The organism is Streptomyces sp. NPDC059816 (assembly GCF_042732055.1).
Taxonomy (GTDB): domain Bacteria; phylum Actinomycetota; class Actinomycetes; order Streptomycetales; family Streptomycetaceae; genus Streptomyces.
Genome location: NZ_JBHWIQ010000047.1, coordinates 1 through 17,833, shown reverse-complemented (window position 1 = coordinate 17,833; position 17,833 = coordinate 1). Strand labels below are relative to the sequence as shown.

The following is a 17,833-nucleotide window of genomic DNA, read 5'->3' as shown; positions in this document are numbered from 1 at the left end:
GGCGGCCCGTGCCGAGCACTGTAGGAACGCTGCCGGTCCGGTCGCCCCCGTCAGATGACGTAGTTCCGGGGTGGTCGGGTCAGGGGCGGCGCAGCCGTTCCAGCGCGTCGCGCAGGCCCGCCCGCGAGGTGACTCCCAGTTTGGGGAACGCCTGGTAGAGGTGGGTGGAAACGGTGCGTGGGGACAGGAACAGCTGGCTGGCGATCTGTTTGTTGGACAGACCGGCCGCGGCCAGGGACGCGATCTCCCTCTGCTGGGGGGTCAGCGCGTCACCGGATCCGGCGTGTAAGGGGCCGCCGCAGGCGCGCAGTTCCTGCTCGGCCCGGGTGGACCAGGGGGTGGCGCCCAGCCGCTGGAAGACGTCCGCTGCGGTGCGCAGGTGGTGGCGTGCCCGGGCCGGAGCCCGACCGCGGCGCAGGCGCTCTCCGTGGAGCAGGTGGATGCGGCCGAGGTCGAAGGGCCAGCGTTCGGCGCCCTCGACGGACAGCGCCTCGCCGAAGCCCCGGGCCGCTGCGCCGTCGTCCTCCACGGCCAGGGCCGCACAGGCGTGCAGGACCATGCACAGTCGCGGTGACACCGTATCGACGCCGGCGTCACGGGCCGCCTCCGTGTGTTCAAGTGCCTTGTCCCGCCGCCCCGTTCGCACTGCCGCCTCCGTCACGTCGAGGAGCGCCCACAGGGCGTGTCCGGTGAAGGGGGCCAGGGTGCCGGTCGGGGTGATGCGGCATGCCTGTTGGTAGGCCTCTTCGTAGTCCCCCCGGGACAGGGCGATGAGCGTCTTGGCGTGCGCCGCGTAGCAGGTGATGGCGTGGGCGCGGCGGGATGCGCCCCACTGGTCCATCTGGTCGGCGAAGTCGCGGGCGGTGGTGAAGTCACCGCAGGCCGCCGAGACGCACGCGAGGACGAACTTCCCGGTCCAGGAGCGCAGCGGATACCGGTACTCCTCGCACAGGGCCAGCCCGTCGCCGACCACTTGGCGCAGTTCCACCCACTGGCCGGTGAACCAGGCGTGGCTGCCCCACAGGAACGACGCCTGGATGGCGGGGAAGTTGTTCTCCCCGGAGCGTCCGCCCCTCGCGGTGCGCCTCAGCGGCTCGTCCATGGCGCCGAGGCGGTCCGCGTAGGCGCCGGCGGTGCCGATCCGCACGATCCGGATCGGGTCGGATACGTCGTGCAGAGCCTCGACGGCGGCGTCGAGCGCGGCCCAGTCCGAGGGAAGGGCGCGGGCCGGATCGGCGAAGGTGGTCCTCAACAGCCGCAGGGTGTCGGGGAGGGCGGCGCACTTCGCCGCCGCCGTGTCGTAGCCGGACCACAGTTCGCTCCTGGCTCCGTACACGCACACGATCAGCAGGGTGGACAGTGCTTCGAGCAGGGCCGCGTCAGCAGGATCGTACGGTTCGGGCTGGAGCGCGATCGCCCCGGACAGCAGGCGATGGGCGGTGTCCACGTCACCGTAGCTGTTGAGCAGGTAGAGGGCGGTGGCCACCGCGCCGGCCAGCGACGCGCCGTCCGGTGCGGCCCGGCGGGCGTCGTCCAGCAGCCGGGGTACGTCGCGCACCCCGCCGGTGAGGATCGTGCCGAGGTACGCCGCATGGGCCAGCCGCCGGGCCCGTTCGGCGGCATCGGGACTCAGCTCCGCGGCACGCACGAGCCCTGCCACCGCGTTGGGCCCGTCACCGCGCCGGGCGCTGATGCCGGCGGCGTCTTCGAGGAGACCGGCGATCTGCTCATCGGGTTCCACCGCGGCCTGCGCCAGGTGCCAGGCCCGCTGGTCGGGGACACCGGTGCAGGCCTTGGCGAGTGCGCGGTGGACGCTGCGGCGCTGGTCGCTGGTGGACAGTTCCACCACCGCGGAGCGCGTGAGCGAGTGCCGGAACGCCAGCCGTCCGGTGGCCTCTTCGATGCGCACGAGCTGAAGCCGCTCGGCGGGGGCCAGGTGCTTCAGGTCGCACCGCCCCTCCACCGCCCGGCGCACGATCAACTGGTTTCCACTGCCCTCCAGGGCCGCCACCAGCAGCAGGTGCCTGGTCGGTGCGGGCAGGCTCGTGATCCGAGAGGCGAACGTCGCCTGCAACCGTTGGGTCAGTGGAATGCGTTGGGGCAAGACATGGGACTCGGTGCGCTGTAAGTCGGTGAGGGCTGCGGGGAGTTCGAGGAGTGCCAACGGATTTCCTTCGGCGTCAGCCATCAACCGTCGGCGCACGCGCGCGGTCAGCGCCGGGAAGCAGTGACTGAGGAGTTCCTCCGACGCGGCCTCGTTCAGTGGCCCCAGCTCGTGCAGCGGAAGCCCGGCGTGGTCGAAGAAGCTCTCGTCGCCGAGCCGGACCGAGCACACCGCGCCCGTACCGGAGTCCGGGAGCAGACGCACCACCCGGCCGAGGACGGCGGCACTGGCCCGGTCCATCCACTGCGCGTCGTCCAGGACGAGCAGGACCGGCTGTGCCCGGGAGAGTTCCGCCACCAGGGTGACCACGGCCTCGGCGACCTCGTCCCGCCCGGGCGCCCTGCCCCGCGTGAAGTCCAGGGCCGTGGCGAGAGCGGGCAGCTCCCTCGCTGCCTCCCGGCTCTCGGGCACCGACGTCAACAACTGACGCAGTGCGCCGCAGCTGGTCTGGGCCCGGTACTGCACACCCGTCGCGCTCAGCACCCGCATTCCTGCGGCTCCGGCCCGCCCGGCGACAGCCGCCAGCAGCGCCGTCTTGCCGACGCCCGGCTCGCCGAGCACCACCAGCGACCCGCCCAGACGCGGAACGTCGGCCAGGAAGGCCCCCAGCCGTTCCATGTCGGCCTCACGACCGACGAGCGCGTGCTCCACGGCGCCGGTGGGCCACCCGGCCGGTGCGGTGCGGCCGGTGCTGCGGTTGTCCATCCCCAGGCCCCTTCCACGACCCCGTCGACGGCGGCCACGTGCTGGTCACCGCCGGCACGTGGCCGCTACAACCTCGTCGCCGTCGGCCCGGCGTCCGAGCGGACCGTCCGCCACGCCCCGCCCGGGCCGCTACTCTCCGTCACCGGTGACCTCGGCGGTCGTCGTCGACCTCAACGTGTCGAGGGCGGTTGCCGTGGGACCGCCCGGTTCGGCTTGGTAGACCACCAGTTGCTGATGGGGGGCTCCATTGACGGTGAAGGCCGCGAAGGCGATGTGCAGGTCCCCGACCCGGGGGTGCTTGAGGTGCTTTCCCTCCTGGGACTTTCCCTTGATGTCGTGCGTGCGCCACAGTCGGGCGAACTCCTCACTCACGTGCGACAGTTCCGCCACCACCCGGGCGATCCGGGAGGACGCGGGGTCGTGTCCGTACGCGGCCCTGATCTCCGCGACGCAGGAGTGCGCGGCCCGCTCCCACTGCTGGTAGAAGTCGCGTCCGGCGGGGTCGGCGAACACCATGCGGGCGAGGTTGTCGAACCGGTCGAATCCGCTGTGCAGTGCCACGGCGAGGGAGTTGGCCGCCATGACGTCGAGGGCCGGACCGACGACGAAGGCCGGGGTGTGCTCCCACCCGTCCATCAGTTGGAGGAGCTGCGGGCTGACGGCCGAGTCATCCCGGTCGCGGGGGCGCTGTGAAGGCGCGAGACACAGGCGGTGGAGATGGTCCGTCGCCTCCGCATCGAGCTTCAGCGCCTGCGCGACGGCGTCGAGGACCTGCGGGGACGGGTTGTTCTCGCGGCCCTGTTCCAGACGAACGTAGTAGTCGGAGCTCACTCCGGCGAGCAGCGCGACTTCCTCCCTGCGCAGACCCGGCACCCGCCGCCGCCCGTGCTCGGGGAGGCCCACGTCCTGCGGTTTCACCGCTTCTCGGCGACCTCTGAGGAAATCGCCCAAGGGCGTCCCTTTGCTCATACGGCAAGACTAGGTGCCTGTCCGGCGGGGAGAACCGCCATCTCGGAAGTTCGCGGCCAGCGCCATCGTCTTCACGCACGGTCCACGTCCGTCACCGGGGATCGGTGGCCCCCGGGGGACGCAGCACCCGCGGGGAGGCCGGGCCCGCTCGGACGTACCTCGCTGCCCTGGGTGCGAGACACCCAGGAAGAACACGGCCTTCATCACGCCGCCGCCGATGGGGAGACTCGAAACGTGCCCCGCCCCGTGGTGGGAAGTCCGCCACCACCGGACCCGACACGGCCCGACCCGTCACCCACCCGCACGGGCCCGGGTCAGTCCCCTCCCTCGCACTACCCCGTCGAAGAGATCGAGGTCCCGTCATGTCTGCTGCTCTGCTCACCGGTACTCCTTTGGCCGGCCGGGTCGCCGTGGTCTCCGGTGCGTCCAGCGGCATCGGTGCCGCCACCGCAGGACGACTCGCCGAACTCGGCGCCGCCGTCGTCGTACTGGCCCGACGCAAGGAACGTCTCGACGGTCTGGTCAGGAACATCGAGACCGCTGGTGGCACGGCGCTCGCCCTGGCCGTCGACGTCACCGACCGGGCCGCCGTCCAGGGCGCCGCCGATCGGGTCGCCACCCGCTTCGGCAAGGCCGACCTGGTGTTCAACAACGCCGGCGTCCAACTCGTCTCCGGCATCGACGAACTCAAGGTCGATGAATGGCAGCGCCAGATCGACCTCAACGTCTCGGGCCTGATGAACGTCATCGCCGCGTTCCTGCCCCACCTGACGGACTCAGCCTCCCAGGGCAAGCCCAGCGACCTGATCAACACCTCGTCCATCGCGGCCACCCGCATCCTGGAGAAGTTCTCCGTCTACTCCGGCACCAAGGCGTACGTCAGCCATCTGACCCGGTTGCTCCGCGTGGAACTCGGCCGCAGGATGATCCGTGTCGCCACCATCGAGCCGGGCATGGTGGACACCGAGCTCCCCGATCACGTCACCGACCCCGACGCGTCCCAGCTGATGGCCGACCTGATCCGCGACATCGACGTCCTCCAGTCCGCCGACATCGCGGAGACCGTGGCCTTCATGGCCGCCGTCCCGCGCCATGTCAACCTCACCGAGATCACCATCCTGCCCACCGCCCAGGCCGTCTGAGACCGGTCTCCCGTGGTGACCCGTGCCCCGCGCACGAGGTCGCCGCGGAAGCGGGTGCCCGGGCGCCGCTCAGACGGCGGCCGGCGTGTTCAGTACGTACGCGCGCGAGGCGTGCACTGCGCTGCGCAGGGCGTTGAGGTCGACGTCAAGGACGTGACCGTCCCACTTGCGGGGCTCGCCGTTGATGAGGACGGCGCTGATGTTGCGGGCGTCGGAGCCGAGCACCACGGTGCCGATCGGGTCGTTGAGGGGCATGTTGTTGAGGTCTTCGGCCCGGATGACCAGCAGGTCGGCCTTCTTCCCGGGGACGAGGGAGCCGGTGACGGTCGCCAAGCCGTTGGCTCGGGCACCCTGGAGGGTGGCGAAGTCCAGGACATCACGGGTGGTGATACGGCAGGGTTGCCGGCCGGTGCCGTGGACGGCGTTGACCGCGCATCCGCTGAATGGCGTGGAGGGCGCGCATCTGCGTGAACATGTCGCTGGCGAGCGCCACTTCGACGTCGATGCTCAGTCCTGGGCGGATGCCGACGGACAGCGCTTCGTCAACGGCGGGGACCGCGGTCGCCAGGCCGATCTGCGCGTCGGACGTCGGCGCGAGGGCCACGGTGGTGCCGGTGTCACCCATCAGCCGCCATGCGTCGGGCGTCAGCCCCGTGGAGTGGATGAGCGTGACCCCCGGGCCGAGGATGCCGTCCGCGGCCCAGCGCAGCACCGCCTCGGAGGAAGCGGCACCGAGGACGGCGTCCACACTCACTCCGATGCCCAGTTCCGCTGCCACGCGGGCGAGTTCGGGGCCGTAGGCGAGTGCCGGTCCAGCGATCTCGTCGGTGGCCAGGGCTGCCAGACGCAGCGTGAGCAACTGGTCGTCGCTGCTGAAGTACCGGTCCTTCACCCGGGTGAGGTCGCCGGGCCACTGCCGGTCCCAGTCGCCGAAGTGCGGGCCCATCGCGGCGTGCACGCCGCGGATGCCGGTGGCGCGGAGCGCCTCGACCGCGGCGTCGGTGTGCTCACGGGTGCGGGAGTTGTGCGAGAAGTCGAGCATGGTGGTGATGCCGCTGTCGATGGCGGTCAGCGCGGCCAGTCGGGTGCCGATGTACATGTCCTCGGGCCGGTAGACCGTGGCGTAGCCGGCCAGCGTGGCCGCGACGTAGCCGCCGAGGTCGTCCACGTCCGGCATGATCCGGCGTAGTTGGGTCTCCCAGGCGTGCCGGTGGGTGTCGACGAAGCCGGGGGTGAGGATGGTGCCGGTGGCGTCGACCGTCACGGCGTCGCCCGCGTCGAGGGCGCGGCCGACGGCGGCGATGGTGTCCCCTTCGATCAGGAGGTCGGCGTCGTCGATGACGCCGAGGGCGGGGTCCATGGTGATGAGGGTCGCGCCGGTGAACAGGATGCGCCGCTGGTCGGCCGGCCGCCGCCGGATCTGTTCGAGCACGGCGGCGCTGGTGGTGCCGTGGACTCTCATGGGTTCTTCCTTCGTGACGGAGGCGGGAGAGGGAAACCAGGGGGATCAGCGGAGCTTCATGACGTAACCCGCGTGGTGGAGTTCGTCGTCCCGGAACTCGCCGTAGGCCCAGAAGCCGAGGTCGTCCAGGTAGTCGATGCGGTCGTCGTCGATCCAGTAGCGGCCCTGATAGGCGTGCGGGCGCCCGCCCCGGGTCTCGTCGTAACGGCCGTCCGCGGTGAGTTCCTGGTGCAGGAATCCGTTGCGATCCGTCCAGGTGCCGATGCGCGGGCCACCGGTCAGGTCCCCGGCGGCCGGGACGCCCGCTTCCGGCGCGGTGGCCCGGCCGGGGACGTCGGCGCCGGACCAGCGGACCGGCCGTCCGGCTGCGACGAGCGCGCGGACCTGCTCCGGTCGCGTCAGGAGCGTGACAACCGCGCTCGGGACGTCGGCGGCGACTCCGTCGGGCAGTACCAGGAAGTCCGAGGTGTTCCCCGGCGCCAGGGTCGCGACGTACTCGGAACGCTGACCGCGGCCTTCGGTCAGGGCCACGGTGTCCACGACGGCGGGGGTGATGGTCAGCCCGGTGCAGTCGACGACGATGGCGTGGTCGTCCTCGGCGGCGGTGATGATGCCGGGACCGACCCCCACCAGCAGCCGACCGACGCACAGCAGGTCGGCACCGGTCATGGTCCCGATCAGCGGATCCATGGTCAGGATGCGGGCGTTGGCGAACAGGACGGGACGTCCTTCGTCGTTCGCGAGGATCTGGGCCAGAGCCTCGGAATTCCAGGCCACGGTGTCGATGCGGCTGCTCATGGAACGCTCCTCGGTGGAGTGGTCGCCTCGTCGGCACGGCTACGGCGCGGGGTGGTGATGCCGCCCCCTGACCCTCAGCTTCGCCGCGGTGCGGCGCCGCGACCAGGCCGTTCTGTCCCTAGGTGTTCCGCACCCACGATCCGTTCGGCCGTGCAGGGGTGCTCGACGGCGACGGCCGTGACGGCGACCGCCGCCGTCGAACCCTGACGCGCGATGGGGAGGAGATCGGCGTCCAGTAAGACCGCGATGGCGGCGGCCTCCGTGCCGCTTCCGACGCGCTGCGTGCTCCTCAACCGCCGGGCATTGCACGGACGTGGAGTACGAGGGGAGGACTTCATGCTTCGCCAGAGTCACAACCCGAACAACAGCCCGAATCCACGGCCCATCGACACCCACCCCCGGCGCGCAAACGGCGCTTCGCCGACCAATTGCGCTCTGTCAATCCCCTCCTTGCTTCGCACGCCGCCCACGCACCCCTGCACCACCCTTGCACCTCTCACACTCCCTTTTCATATGTGGCGAGTACATGAATACTTCCAGGGCTACCCGCTCACCGTGAGCGTCGACTCTCGGTGGAGCGCGCTTCATCCGCCCTCTTGTCATGCGCGAACGCCTATGCCTCAGAGTCTTTGCCATGAATGGAGATGTCGTGACGCTTGAGGAATTCGAGCAGATCCTGACGCGCGTCGTCCACGGCGACAACGCATCCCCCGAGAAGGAGATCAGGCTTCCCGACGAGGCACTCGACCAGTCCTTCGACGAATTGGACGTGGACTCGCTGGCACGGGCCGAGTTGATGACGGTGATCAGCGACACTTACCGGGTCGAGATCGGTGACGACGAGGCCGGCAACCTCACCACCCCGCGTTCGGTCATGGAATTCGTGGCCGCGGCTGACGGCCAGGGCTTCGCATGATCGCCGAAGCCGTGCGCCCGTGCAGCATCGTCTCCACGGGTTCCTACCGACCGACGGCGGTGGACTCCCAGCAGGTGGCGCAGCGCCTGGGGGTGACACGCGAGTGGGTTCTGTCACGGACGGGCGTGGAGTCCCGGTGCGTGGCCGGGCCGGACGAGTCGCTGACCCTCATGGCCACCCGTGCCGGGCGAGCAGCCCTGGCCGCGGCGGAGTTGCCGTTCGACTCGGTGGACGTGGTGCTGGTGGCCACGTCGTCCAATCTCCAGTTGTGCCCGGCCATCGCCCCGCAGGTGGCCTCGGCCCTCGGGTTGCAGGTGGCCGCGTTCGACGTGAGCATCGCCTGCGCGGGGTTCTGTACCGCCCTGCACGTGGCCCGTTCGCTGATCGGCGCGGGCGGCTGCGGCACCGTCCTGGTGATCGGTGCGGACCGCATGCTGGACATGGTCGATCAGGACGATCCCGTCACCGCTCCGCTGTTCGCCGACGGAGCCGGCGCGGTGGTCCTCCGGGTCACGGAGGGGACTTCCGGGGTGGGCCCGGTGGTGTGGGGTTCGTCCGGGCAGCGGGCGGCGGCGCTGGAAGTGCGTCCGCACCCTCGTGAGCTGGACATCGCCGCGCGGGTGCATCCGCGCCTGCACATGGACGGCCTGGCGGTGACGCGCTGGGCCTGTTCCACCGTTCCCGCCGCGGTACGGGAGATCCTGGCGGTCAGCGGCATCGCCTGGGACGACGTGGCTGCATTCATCCCCCACCAGGCCAATTGGAGGATGATCCAGCGGGTCGTCGCGAAGCTCGATGTGCCGGAGAAGGTCGTGGTGGCCGACGACGGTCGTGCCACCGGAAACACCAGTGCCGCGTCGGTGCCGCTCGCCCTGGACCAACTGTTGGCTTCGGGCCGGATCCGCAGCGGCCAGTGGGCGGTGCTGGTCGGATACGGCGCGGGCTTGGCCTACGCCGGGCAAGCCGTTCGGATTCCCTGAACGCGCCGACGGACGCGCCCGAACCGTGGGAAGGAAGAGGTTCCTGATGCTGAGCCGGATCGAGCACGGAGAACGGCACGGACCGCTTCCGCCGGGTCCGCGCATGCCCCGGCCCGTACAGACCCTCGTCTTCACCTGGTGGCGACACAAGTGGGCCAAGAAGCTGCGTGAACGCTACGGCGATGTCGTCGCACTGAAGGTCTTTCCCTGGCGCACCGTGATCCTGGTCATGAACAACGAACACATCGGTGCCATGTTCGCCGCACCACCATCCCTCTTCCACGTCGGTGAGGGAAATCGCGTATTGGCACCGGTGTTCGGTGAACGGTCGCTCCTCACCTCCGACGGCGATCAGCACCGGCGGCTACGGAGACTGATGACCCCGTTGTTCGGGAAGTCCGCCGTTCGGGGGTATCGGAGCGCGATCCGGGAGATGGCGGAGAGCGAACTGGAGCGCTGGCCCGTCGGGGTGCCCTTCAAAAGCCTCGACAGAATGCGCACGCTGAACCTCGACATCATCTGGCGGATCATCTTCGGCCCCGAAAAGGACGCACGGCTCGCGGAGACGCGTGATCTCGTGGGCCTGCTTCCGGTAGGGCAACTCGCCGTGCTGTTCGGGCTGAACAGCACGGCAGCGCGCCGCGTCATGCCGTGGAAGCGTGCCGCAGCGCAACTGGCGCGGTTCGACTCCCTCATCCACGAGACGATCGCCGAGCGCAGGGAAGAGCCCGATCTACACGAACGCGAGGACATGCTCTCGCGTCTGATCACCGCGGGCGAGGAGGGCGAGCGGCTCAGCGACGGCGAGATCCGCGACCAGATCATCACCCTGCTCCTCGCGGGCCATGAACCCACGGCCACGACCCTGGCGTGGGCCCTGCACGAGCTGGCCCGCGATCCCCGGGTGGCACGCGAGACCGCGCGGGCGGCACGAGCGGGCGACTTCGCCTACCTGGAAGCGGTGGTGAAGGAGTCCCTGCGGCGACGTCCGCCGATCTTCGAGTCGATCTGGACGCTCACCGAGGACGTCGCGCTTGCGGGGTTCCGACTGCCCGAGGGAGCCACCCTGATGCCGCTGATCGGGATCGTCCACATGGACGCGACGCACTACCCGGACGCGGAGGTCTTCCGCCCCGAGCGCTTCGTCGACGACGACGTTCCGCCGCACGCCTTCATCCCCTTCGGTGGTGGCGCACGGCGCTGCATCGGGGCGCACCTGTCCCTGATCCAGTCCGTCGAGGTGCTGCGGGTGCTGTTCTCCACACGCGCCGTCAGTACCGACCGGTCGAACCCGGAGGCTGCTGTTCTCAACAGTGTGACCATGGCGCCCGCCGGTGCTGCCCGGATCACCACGGAGCGGCTTCCCGGGTGCCCGGCCCGGGCGGGAAAGGACTGACATGAAACTGCGTTCCGTCGCAACGGAACTTCCCTCTCGCGAGGTCACCAACGCGGACGTCACCCGGCTGATCCAGCGACACAGCGCGGAGGGCTTCGTGGGGGACCTCGATCACACGCTCAGCAGGATCACCGCGTTCCTGCGGTACTCGGGCTCGGTCACGCGACACTGGCTCGACGCCGGGGAACGTCCCATCGATCTGCTGCGCACCGCGGCGAACTCCGCGCTGGCGAAGGCGGACATCGCCGCGGGGGAGATCGACGTGCTGATCTACACCGGGGTGGCCCGGGGATTCCTCGAACCGGCGGGCGCCTACCACTCGGCCGCGGCGATCGGTCTGGACAACGCCCAGTGCTTCGACATCCTCGACGCGTGCATGAGCTGGACCCGAGCGGTGCAGCTCGCCGACGCGCTCTTCCGGACCGGGGAGTACCGCACGGCGATGATCGTCAACGCGGAGTTCAACCTCCGTGCCGGGGGCCCGGTCTATCCGCGGACGTTCCGGTTGGAGAACGTCGAGCACCTGCAATCAACGCTGCCCGTCTACACGCTCGGTGAGGCCGCCACCGCCACCGTGCTCACCTCGGAGGAGGCCGAGCCCTGGCGGTTCCGCTTCATCTCCCGGCCGGATCTCGCCCCGCTGTGCAACGTCACCCTTGAGGGCTACGAAGGCTACTGCGAGCCGTCGGACAAGATCGCCCGCAACGGGGTCGGCACCTTCACCTCCTTCGGTTTCGACATGCACGCGGCCGGCAAGCCCGAGGCGGACAAGGTCCTCCAACAACTCGATCCCCCGATCGACGAGGTCGCGGCGCTCTTCACCCACGCGTCCAGCAAACGCGAGTGGCAGGCCGGCGCGGACCGGCTCGGGCTCGGCTCGGTGATCCATCACGTCTACGACCGGATGGGCAACGTGGTCTCCGCTTCGGTCCCCGCGGCCATCGACTCCGCGGTCGAAGCCGGCAGGCTCCGCCCCGGACAGCGCGCGGTCGGCTGGGTCGGCAGCGCCGGGATGTCCTTCGGCGCGTTCACCTTCGTCCTCTGATCTCCCGCGGGGAGGAACATGCTGCGGCACCTCGTCAAAGCCGTCTTCGGTATCGTTCGGGAGGGGGCCGGGTACGCGCGCACTGCCGTGGTGGAGCGCGATGTCACGACCCGTGATCGGCGCCGGGCCGAGGCCGTCCTGGGATTCCTGCTCCACATGGGCCCGATCTACATCAAGCTCGGCCAGGTCGCGGCCACCCGATCGGATCTGCTCAGCCCGGACTGGGTGAACACGTTGCGGACCCTCCAGGACCAGACCCCTCACATGTCCCGGTCGGACACACGGCGCGCGGTCGAACGGGAGCTGGGCGGCCCGTTGGAATCCGTCTTCCCGACCTTCGATCTGGAGCCCGTGGCCAGCGCGTCGGTGGCGCAGGTCCATGTCGCCGAACTGCCCGACGGGCGGAAGGTCGCGGTGAAGCTGGTCAAGGACGGTGTTCCGGAAGAGATCGAGAAGTCCCTGCGTGCCATGTCCACGCTGCTACGGCTGGTCGACCGCTGCTCGTCACGGGCTCGACAGCTGGACGTGTCCCGGCGCTTCGACGAGGTGGCCCGCCTGCTGCGGCCCCAGGCCGACATGGAACAGGAAGCCCGCCAGCAGCAGCGCATCGGCGACAACTTCTCCGGCCACGCCTACGTGCGCGTACCCGCCGTGCAGCACGAGTTGGTCACCACGCGGATGTTGGTCATGGAGTTCGTCGACGGCATCCCGGGGAAGTACGCCCACCGGGTCGGCATCTCCCGTCGGCAACTCGCCCAGCGCATGCAGGACACCGTCAACACCATGCTGTACCTGCACGGGCTCAGCCACGGCGATCCCCATCCGGGGAACGTGATGTTCACCCCCACCGGGAAGATCGTCCTCCTCGACTTCGGTGTCACCGCGGAACTGAGCGAGGACGAGAAATGGGGCCTGTCCTCCTTCTACTACGCCTGCATCCGCAAGGAGTGGCAGGTGGCGATCGACCGCTTCACGCGCTTCTTCGTCCAGGCCGGACCCGAACTGATCTCCCGGCGGGCCGAGTACGACGCGGACATGACGCGCACGCTCACCTTCCACTTCGACATCAGCTCGAACCGGTGGTCCACCGTCTCCTACTTCAACGACGTGAACGAGGTGCTGCGGACGTACTCCTCCCGCTACACGGCCAACTTCACCAAGGTGGAGCTGGTGTTCCTGTCGGGAGAGGGCTTCGCCTCGCAGGTCGACCCCGGGATCGACATCTGGGCCAACGCACGCAAGTTCACCGACCGCTACTCGCCCTACATGAGCGCGGAGGTGGAGGCCCGCTTCCAGGAGGTCTTCTCCCAGCAGATGCCCACCTCACTCCAGTTGCGCGAACGCGCGGCAGGGGTGCTGGTGGCTCCCACCCATATCGACCGGTACTTCTTCCCCAGCGTCTTCCCGGTCTTCGTCCACCGGGCGTCGGGCGGACGGGTCAGCGACTTCGACGGCAACGAGTACCTCGATCTGTGCGGGGGGTACGGCCCTCACCTCCTCGGCTACGGCCACCCGGCCGTCAAGGCAGCCCTCGTCGAGGGGCTCGAAGGGGGACTGGTCAACGGCATGGGCCACCCGCGCGAGGTCGAGCTGGCGGAACTCCTCGTCGACGCGTTCCCGGCAGCCGAGCGGGCCCTGCTGTGCAACTCGGGAACCGAGGCCGTCCTGTTCGCCGTCCGGATGTGCCGCGGGCACCGCCGGCGCCACAAGGTGGCGAAGTTCGAGGGCCACTACCACGGCTTCTCCGACCAGGGGATGGTCAGCTCGTGGTTCCGGTTCGCCGGCGACCGGGACGTTCCCGAGCCCATCGCGGGGTCGTTGGGTTCCGACCCCGGGACGGTGAACAACACCCTCGTGCTCCAGTACGGCGACCTCCCCGGCCTCGACCGGCTCCGCGAGTACGCCGAGGACCTGGCCTGCGTCATCGTCGAACCCATGCCCACGTCGGTGGTCGCCCTCAACGCCCCGTTCCTCGCAGCGCTGCGCCGCGAGTGCACCGAACTCGGCATCCCGCTGGTCTTCGACGAGGTCGTCAGCGGTTTCCGGGTCGCCTACGGAGGCGTCCAGGTGATGACCGGCATCGAACCGGACCTCACCTGCCTGGGCAAGGTCATCGGCGGCGGGCTGCCCTGCGGCGCGGTCGTGGGGCGCGCTGGGCTGATCGACATGGCCAAGAGCTCCCAAGACCCCTTCTCCGACTACGAGAACCGTATCTTCGCCGGTGGCACGCTCAGCGGGAACTCACTCACCTGCGCCGCCGGCGTCGCCGTCCTCCGCCACCTCAAGGCACACCCCGAGCTGTACCGACAACTCGACGACCACACTGGGCGACTCGCCGCCATGCTGAGCCGGGCCGCCCACGACCGCGGCATCGCCTGCCGGGTCAAGGCCCGCAACTCCATCTTCTCCGTCACCTTCAGCCACAACGCACCGGAGCTGTACCGGGACCGGATGACGGGAAGCAACTTCAAGGCCACCATCGCCCTGGCGTACTACATGCGCAAGCACGGCGTGTACCTACCCGAGCTCCACAGCTTCCTGATCAGTGCTGCCCACACCCTCGACGACCTCGACGAGATCGCGCACGCCTTCGCGAAGAGCCTCGACGAGATGCTCGCCGACCACCTCTTCGTCACCTGACGGTGAGGACGGGCCGGACGTACGCCAGGATGCGCACCGGCGCGCACCGGCCTGCCGGGCTCCCCGCCAGCTGAGCCTAATTGCAGGACGGTTCCGGCCCCACCACGGTGGGTACCCGCCCGCGGAGTCCGTCGACGATGAGGTCGAGACCGAACGCGAAGCGGTCGTCGAAGTTGACGATCTCCTCGACGGGCGTGGCGAAGAGTTGGGGGTACGTCGTGCGCCCCGTGGTGAAGTCGAGCCCGTCGAGGGCGCCGTCGCTCGAACCCTGCTGTTCCAGGGCTTCGCCCAGGACGTAGCAGAAGACCGTGGAGGTCGCCCAGAGAGCCGCGGTGCCGTCGAGTCCGGCTCGCCGCATTACGCCGACGAAGCGTTCCGCGTAGGCCAGTGTGTTCCGCTTCGACGTGTAGCTGCCGCCGACGATCTTGGCACCGTCGCGCTGTGCCAGAAGGGCTCGCCTCAGCTGTCCGGCGAGGAGGGCGACCTCGGCCGTCCAGCAGTCTCCGTGACGGTCCGGCAGGGCTTCGCCCAGGATCGCTTCCGCCATTTCGTCGAGGAGCGCCTGCTTGTTGCTGAAGACGCGGTAGATGGCGGGGAGTTGGAGCCTCAGGGCGTCCGCCAGGCGCCGCATGGTGAGCGCTTCGAGGCCGTCGCTGTCGACGATGTGCCGAGCCGCGGCCACCAGGGCACGGGCACGGTCGGCGGGTGGTGGAGCGCTGATGGGGCCGGGCGGGGGCCCTTGGCGAGCAGTCGACATGTTAACGATGTTATCGACTTCGGGAGTGGCGCGCACGTCGCCGTCCCCGGTCCGGCCGTCCCGATGATTGGGCCGGTCGGGTCGCCGCGACGGACCGCCGAGCGCGTCACTCCGAGCGGGCGCTCCGGGAAGGGTCGGTCCCCACCCGATGCCGGGAGTAGTCGTCGAGGGGAACCGCATGGGACATCCGGGCCTGGTTCCGCAGGAGGAGCGCCTTGCCGGGTAGGTGGCTGACCAGGCGCGTCACTCCGTTGCGCAGGGCGATGCCGTGCGACGTCTCAGGCGTCATCACCCGGCCCTGACCGGGGGCCGACCGCTGGATCCGCTCGACCCAGGGACGCAGTCCGGCTTCGTACCGGCCGAAGGCCCCCGTGACGTCGTCCGGCGTGCGGGCCAGTTCGCCGGCGAGGACGTACGCGCCGACCATCGCGATGGTCGTGCCGTGGCCCGACAAGGGCGAAGCGCAGGAGGCCGCGTCCCCCAGGAGCCCGACGCGTCCGGTCGACCACACGGGGAGGTTCACCTGACTACAGGTGTCGAAGTAGAAGTCGGGGGCCGTGTCGATCTGCGACAGCAGGGCCGCGGCCTCCCACCCCATGCCGTACCCCCGGGCCCGGACCATGCGCTTCTGCGCATCCACGTCGCGCCAGTCGTACGCGGGGGGTCCCGCACGGAAGGTGAGGAAGGCCATCGCCTTGGTGCTCCCGAGGATGGACCGCATGCCGATCGACCTGCCCGGCTCGCTGTAGACGACGGTCCAGTCCTTCAAGTCCAGGTGGTTGCGGGCGGTCCAGAAGGACACGTACGTCCCGAGGTGCCGCACGTGCCGGGCCTCGGGGCCGAACAGCATCTCCCGCAGTTCCGAGTGCAGACCGTCGGCCCCGACCACGAGGTCGAACGATTCGACGGATGCCGACGCGAACTCGACCCGGACCTTCGCCCCTTCGTCGTGCACCGAGGTGATCCGGTCGCCGAACCGGTAGTCGACGCGGTCCCGCGACCGTTCGTGGAGCACGCGCGACAGACTGCCGCGCAGGATCTCGATCTCGGCGACCGGCCCGTCGCCACCGAACTGGTCGGACCTGAGCGTCCCCCGCGTACGCCCTCGACGATCGACGAAGGAGAGGCCGAAGTTGTCCTCGCTCGCGGCCCGGACGTCGGCGTCGATGCCCATCCGCCGGATCACTTCGCGCGAGACCCCACGCAGGTCGACCAGTTGGCCGCCCGTGCGCAGTTCGGGCCACCGCTCCACCACGGTGACCTCGGCACCGTACTCGGCCAGCCATAACGCCAGTGCGGGGCCGGCGATGCTTGCGCCGGAGATCAGAACCTTGAGCCGCTGCATCAGTTCCCTCACTTCACGGTCGAGACGATCATCATCCGTTAACACTGTTATCGCCACTCTATTGTTAACAGCGTTATCACGTCAATGGAGACGGCCGTTCGATCCCTCGACGGCGGCCCCGCGGGCCCTGGCCGGTGGTCGGTTCAGCTCGCTCGTACGGTCTCCCGGTAGCGGCTGGGGGCCATGCCCGTGGTGCGCTTGAAGGCGTTGCTGAAGGCGCTCTCCGAGCTGTAGCCCAAGGAGGAGGCGATGGCCGACACGGGGGTGTCCTGCCGCCACAGGGCGTGCTGCGCCAGGCGCATCCGCCAGGCCCTCAGGTAGGTCAGGGGCGGAACTCCCGCCACCTCCCTGAAGTGCAGGGTGAAGCTGGTGCGGGACATGGCCGCGGCGCGGGCGAGTTCAGCCAGGGTCCAGGGACGGGCCGGGTTCCCGTGCATGAGGCGCAGAGCGGGGGCGATGCGGTCGTCGGCGAGGGCGCGCAGCCAACCCGTCGGGGGGATTTCGGCGTTGGCACGGGTCAGGAAGATGCGCAGGACCTGCACGAGGAGCAGTTGAGCGAGGTGCTCTGCCGCGAAGGCGGCTCCCGGGGCGTCCGACCGGGTCTCGCGCAGCGTCTGGTTCATGAGCCAGCAGGCGGTGGGGGCCTCGGCCGTGGTGGCGCTGGCGTGTATCAACGGCGGGAGCACGCTCAGGAGCAGGTCCTTGCCGGTGGTGTTGAGGTCGATGTGGCCGCCGATGACGGCGGTCTCCCGGCCTTCGCCCCCGACGTGCAGGAAGGTCTCGGTGGTCGCCCGGAGCAGGGGGAGCACGTCGACCGACGGCACCGCCGGGTCGCTCGCCAGGGTGTAGCGACGGTCTCCGGTGAAGACGGTGACGTCGCCCGCCTCCAGACGGACGGGCTCGTCGATGCCCTCCATCAGCAGCCAGATGACGCCCCGGAGCACGACTTGGACCTTGAGGCGGCCCGGCGCCGGGAAGGCCAGGGCCCAGTCCCCCGCGGCGGTGAGGCCACGCGACAGGGCGCAGTGCGCGCCGGTGAGTTCGAGGGTCTTGGTGAGGGGATCGCGCACGGTTGCGGACCTGGGTGGGGGCGCGGACAGCGATGCGGCCATGTGCGGACTTTCGCGCAAGTAGCACGAACGGACAAGCATTCACCTGACGTCACTCGAACACCACGATGAGTGAGAGGACGTCTCCCCGAGCAGGGGCGGCGCCCCGGATCGCGGCCGCTGGCCAGGCGGCCGGTTCCTCAGTCTCAGGAGGTCGTACGCATGGGCGGATTCCAGGACCGTGTCAAGTTCCACCCGGACGAGGTAGTGCTGGCCCCGGCCGAGGAGCAGACCCTCGCCGAACTCGCGGACCAGGGCCAGGGCCAGGTGACCGAGTCGGCGGACGAGAGCTGACGCGGTCCACAGTCAGCAGATTCGCGGGCTGGGGGGCGCCGCGGGGCGGGCCCCCCCCCCCCCCCCCCCCCCCCCCCCCCCCGCAGGACCCATGACCCCCCCCCCCACAAC

Annotated in this window: 13 protein-coding genes and 1 pseudogene; 7 read left to right on the top strand and 7 right to left on the bottom strand. The window is 69.8% G+C overall.

Annotated elements, in window-relative coordinates:
• Nucleotides 1-79 precede the first annotated feature (79 nt).
• Together ACFV88_RS34790 and ACFV88_RS34785 are read right to left on the bottom strand one after the other, a co-directional pair.
• The gene (locus ACFV88_RS34790) at nucleotides 80-2,869 is read right to left on the bottom strand and encodes an AAA family ATPase (RefSeq protein ID WP_385496190.1); all 2,790 of its coding nucleotides are present in this window, start codon (nucleotides 2,867-2,869) and stop codon (nucleotides 80-82) included.
• Nucleotides 2,870-2,998: 129 nt separating this feature from the next.
• Nucleotides 2,999-3,838, bottom strand: coding sequence for a helix-turn-helix transcriptional regulator (locus ACFV88_RS34785; RefSeq protein WP_385496189.1), 840 nt, complete (start codon nucleotides 3,836-3,838; stop codon nucleotides 2,999-3,001).
• Nucleotides 3,839-4,200: 362 nt separating this feature from the next.
• On the opposite strand from ACFV88_RS34785, the gene ACFV88_RS34780 reads away from it, so the two are divergent.
• Nucleotides 4,201-4,980: an SDR family oxidoreductase gene (locus ACFV88_RS34780; RefSeq protein ID WP_385496188.1), complete on the top strand. Its 780-nt coding sequence runs from the start codon at nucleotides 4,201-4,203 to the stop codon at nucleotides 4,978-4,980.
• Nucleotides 4,981-5,049: 69 nt separating this feature from the next.
• On the opposite strand, the pseudogene ACFV88_RS34775 reads toward ACFV88_RS34780, so the two are convergent.
• A pseudogene (locus ACFV88_RS34775) lies at nucleotides 5,050-6,442 on the bottom strand (amidohydrolase family protein).
• 45 nt (nucleotides 6,443-6,487) lie between these two features.
• Nucleotides 6,488-7,240: an Atu4866 domain-containing protein gene (locus tag ACFV88_RS34770; protein WP_385496187.1), complete on the bottom strand. Its 753-nt coding sequence runs from the start codon at nucleotides 7,238-7,240 to the stop codon at nucleotides 6,488-6,490.
• A 649-nt stretch (nucleotides 7,241-7,889) separates the two neighbouring features.
• Between ACFV88_RS34770 and ACFV88_RS34765 the strand changes: the two genes are divergently transcribed.
• Genes ACFV88_RS34765 through ACFV88_RS34745 form a run of 5 tightly spaced genes read left to right on the top strand, consistent with a single transcriptional unit; the run spans nucleotide 7,890 to nucleotide 14,217 of the window.
• On the top strand, nucleotides 7,890-8,156 hold the full coding sequence (locus ACFV88_RS34765; protein WP_385496186.1) for an acyl carrier protein: 267 nt from the start codon (nucleotides 7,890-7,892) through the stop codon (nucleotides 8,154-8,156).
• Nucleotides 8,153-9,136 (top strand): ketoacyl-ACP synthase III, encoded by a 984-nt coding sequence (locus ACFV88_RS34760; protein WP_385496185.1) that lies wholly within the window; start codon nucleotides 8,153-8,155, stop codon nucleotides 9,134-9,136. The genes ACFV88_RS34765 and ACFV88_RS34760 overlap by 4 nt, the downstream gene beginning before the upstream one ends.
• A gap of 46 nt (nucleotides 9,137-9,182) precedes the next feature.
• Nucleotides 9,183-10,532: a cytochrome P450 gene (locus ACFV88_RS34755; RefSeq protein ID WP_385496184.1), complete on the top strand. Its 1,350-nt coding sequence runs from the start codon at nucleotides 9,183-9,185 to the stop codon at nucleotides 10,530-10,532.
• Nucleotide 10,533: 1 nt separating this feature from the next.
• Nucleotides 10,534-11,577: a 3-oxoacyl-[acyl-carrier-protein] synthase III C-terminal domain-containing protein gene (locus tag ACFV88_RS34750; RefSeq protein WP_385496183.1), complete on the top strand. Its 1,044-nt coding sequence runs from the start codon at nucleotides 10,534-10,536 to the stop codon at nucleotides 11,575-11,577.
• Nucleotides 11,578-11,595: 18 nt separating this feature from the next.
• The gene (locus ACFV88_RS34745; RefSeq protein ID WP_385496182.1) at nucleotides 11,596-14,217 is read left to right on the top strand and encodes an aminotransferase class III-fold pyridoxal phosphate-dependent enzyme; all 2,622 of its coding nucleotides are present in this window, start codon (nucleotides 11,596-11,598) and stop codon (nucleotides 14,215-14,217) included.
• Between the two features lie 76 nt (nucleotides 14,218-14,293).
• Here the strand turns inward: ACFV88_RS34745 and ACFV88_RS34740 are convergent, their stop codons facing one another.
• The 3 genes from ACFV88_RS34740 to ACFV88_RS34730 all read right to left on the bottom strand — a co-directional run bounded on the left by ACFV88_RS34740 (nucleotide 14,294) and on the right by ACFV88_RS34730 (nucleotide 17,389).
• On the bottom strand, nucleotides 14,294-14,974 hold the full coding sequence (locus ACFV88_RS34740) for a TetR/AcrR family transcriptional regulator (RefSeq protein ID WP_385496181.1): 681 nt from the start codon (nucleotides 14,972-14,974) through the stop codon (nucleotides 14,294-14,296).
• A gap of 106 nt (nucleotides 14,975-15,080) precedes the next feature.
• The gene (locus ACFV88_RS34735; RefSeq protein ID WP_385496180.1) at nucleotides 15,081-16,319 is read right to left on the bottom strand and encodes an FAD-dependent monooxygenase; all 1,239 of its coding nucleotides are present in this window, start codon (nucleotides 16,317-16,319) and stop codon (nucleotides 15,081-15,083) included.
• Between the two features lie 143 nt (nucleotides 16,320-16,462).
• Nucleotides 16,463-17,389, bottom strand: a complete 927-nt coding sequence (locus ACFV88_RS34730) for an AraC family transcriptional regulator (protein WP_385496179.1) — start codon at nucleotides 17,387-17,389, stop codon at nucleotides 16,463-16,465.
• 201 nt (nucleotides 17,390-17,590) lie between these two features.
• Between ACFV88_RS34730 and ACFV88_RS34725 the strand changes: the two genes are divergently transcribed.
• Nucleotides 17,591-17,722 carry a hypothetical protein gene (locus ACFV88_RS34725; RefSeq protein WP_385496177.1) on the top strand — a complete coding sequence of 44 codons (132 nt, stop codon included), beginning with the start codon at nucleotides 17,591-17,593 and terminating at the stop codon, nucleotides 17,720-17,722.
• The last annotated feature ends 111 nt before the right edge of the window (nucleotides 17,723-17,833 follow it).

Excerpts from the sequence above, each read along its gene's own strand:
- ACFV88_RS34790 (WP_385496190.1), bottom strand. The coding sequence starts at position 2,869 with ATGGACAACCGCAGCACCGGCCGCACCGCACCGGCCGGGTGGCCCACC.
- ACFV88_RS34785 (WP_385496189.1), bottom strand. The coding sequence starts at position 3,838 with ATGAGCAAAGGGACGCCCTTGGGCGATTTCCTCAGAGGTCGCCGAGAA.
- ACFV88_RS34780 (WP_385496188.1), top strand. The coding sequence starts at position 4,201 with ATGTCTGCTGCTCTGCTCACCGGTACTCCTTTGGCCGGCCGGGTCGCC.
- ACFV88_RS34770 (WP_385496187.1), bottom strand. The coding sequence starts at position 7,240 with ATGAGCAGCCGCATCGACACCGTGGCCTGGAATTCCGAGGCTCTGGCC.
- ACFV88_RS34760 (WP_385496185.1), top strand. The coding sequence starts at position 8,153 with ATGATCGCCGAAGCCGTGCGCCCGTGCAGCATCGTCTCCACGGGTTCC.
- ACFV88_RS34755 (WP_385496184.1), top strand. The coding sequence starts at position 9,183 with ATGCTGAGCCGGATCGAGCACGGAGAACGGCACGGACCGCTTCCGCCG.
- ACFV88_RS34750 (WP_385496183.1), top strand. The coding sequence starts at position 10,534 with ATGAAACTGCGTTCCGTCGCAACGGAACTTCCCTCTCGCGAGGTCACC.
- ACFV88_RS34745 (WP_385496182.1), top strand. The coding sequence starts at position 11,596 with ATGCTGCGGCACCTCGTCAAAGCCGTCTTCGGTATCGTTCGGGAGGGG.
- ACFV88_RS34740 (WP_385496181.1), bottom strand. The coding sequence starts at position 14,974 with ATGTCGACTGCTCGCCAAGGGCCCCCGCCCGGCCCCATCAGCGCTCCA.
- ACFV88_RS34735 (WP_385496180.1), bottom strand. The coding sequence starts at position 16,319 with ATGCAGCGGCTCAAGGTTCTGATCTCCGGCGCAAGCATCGCCGGCCCC.
- ACFV88_RS34725 (WP_385496177.1), top strand. The coding sequence starts at position 17,591 with ATGGGCGGATTCCAGGACCGTGTCAAGTTCCACCCGGACGAGGTAGTG.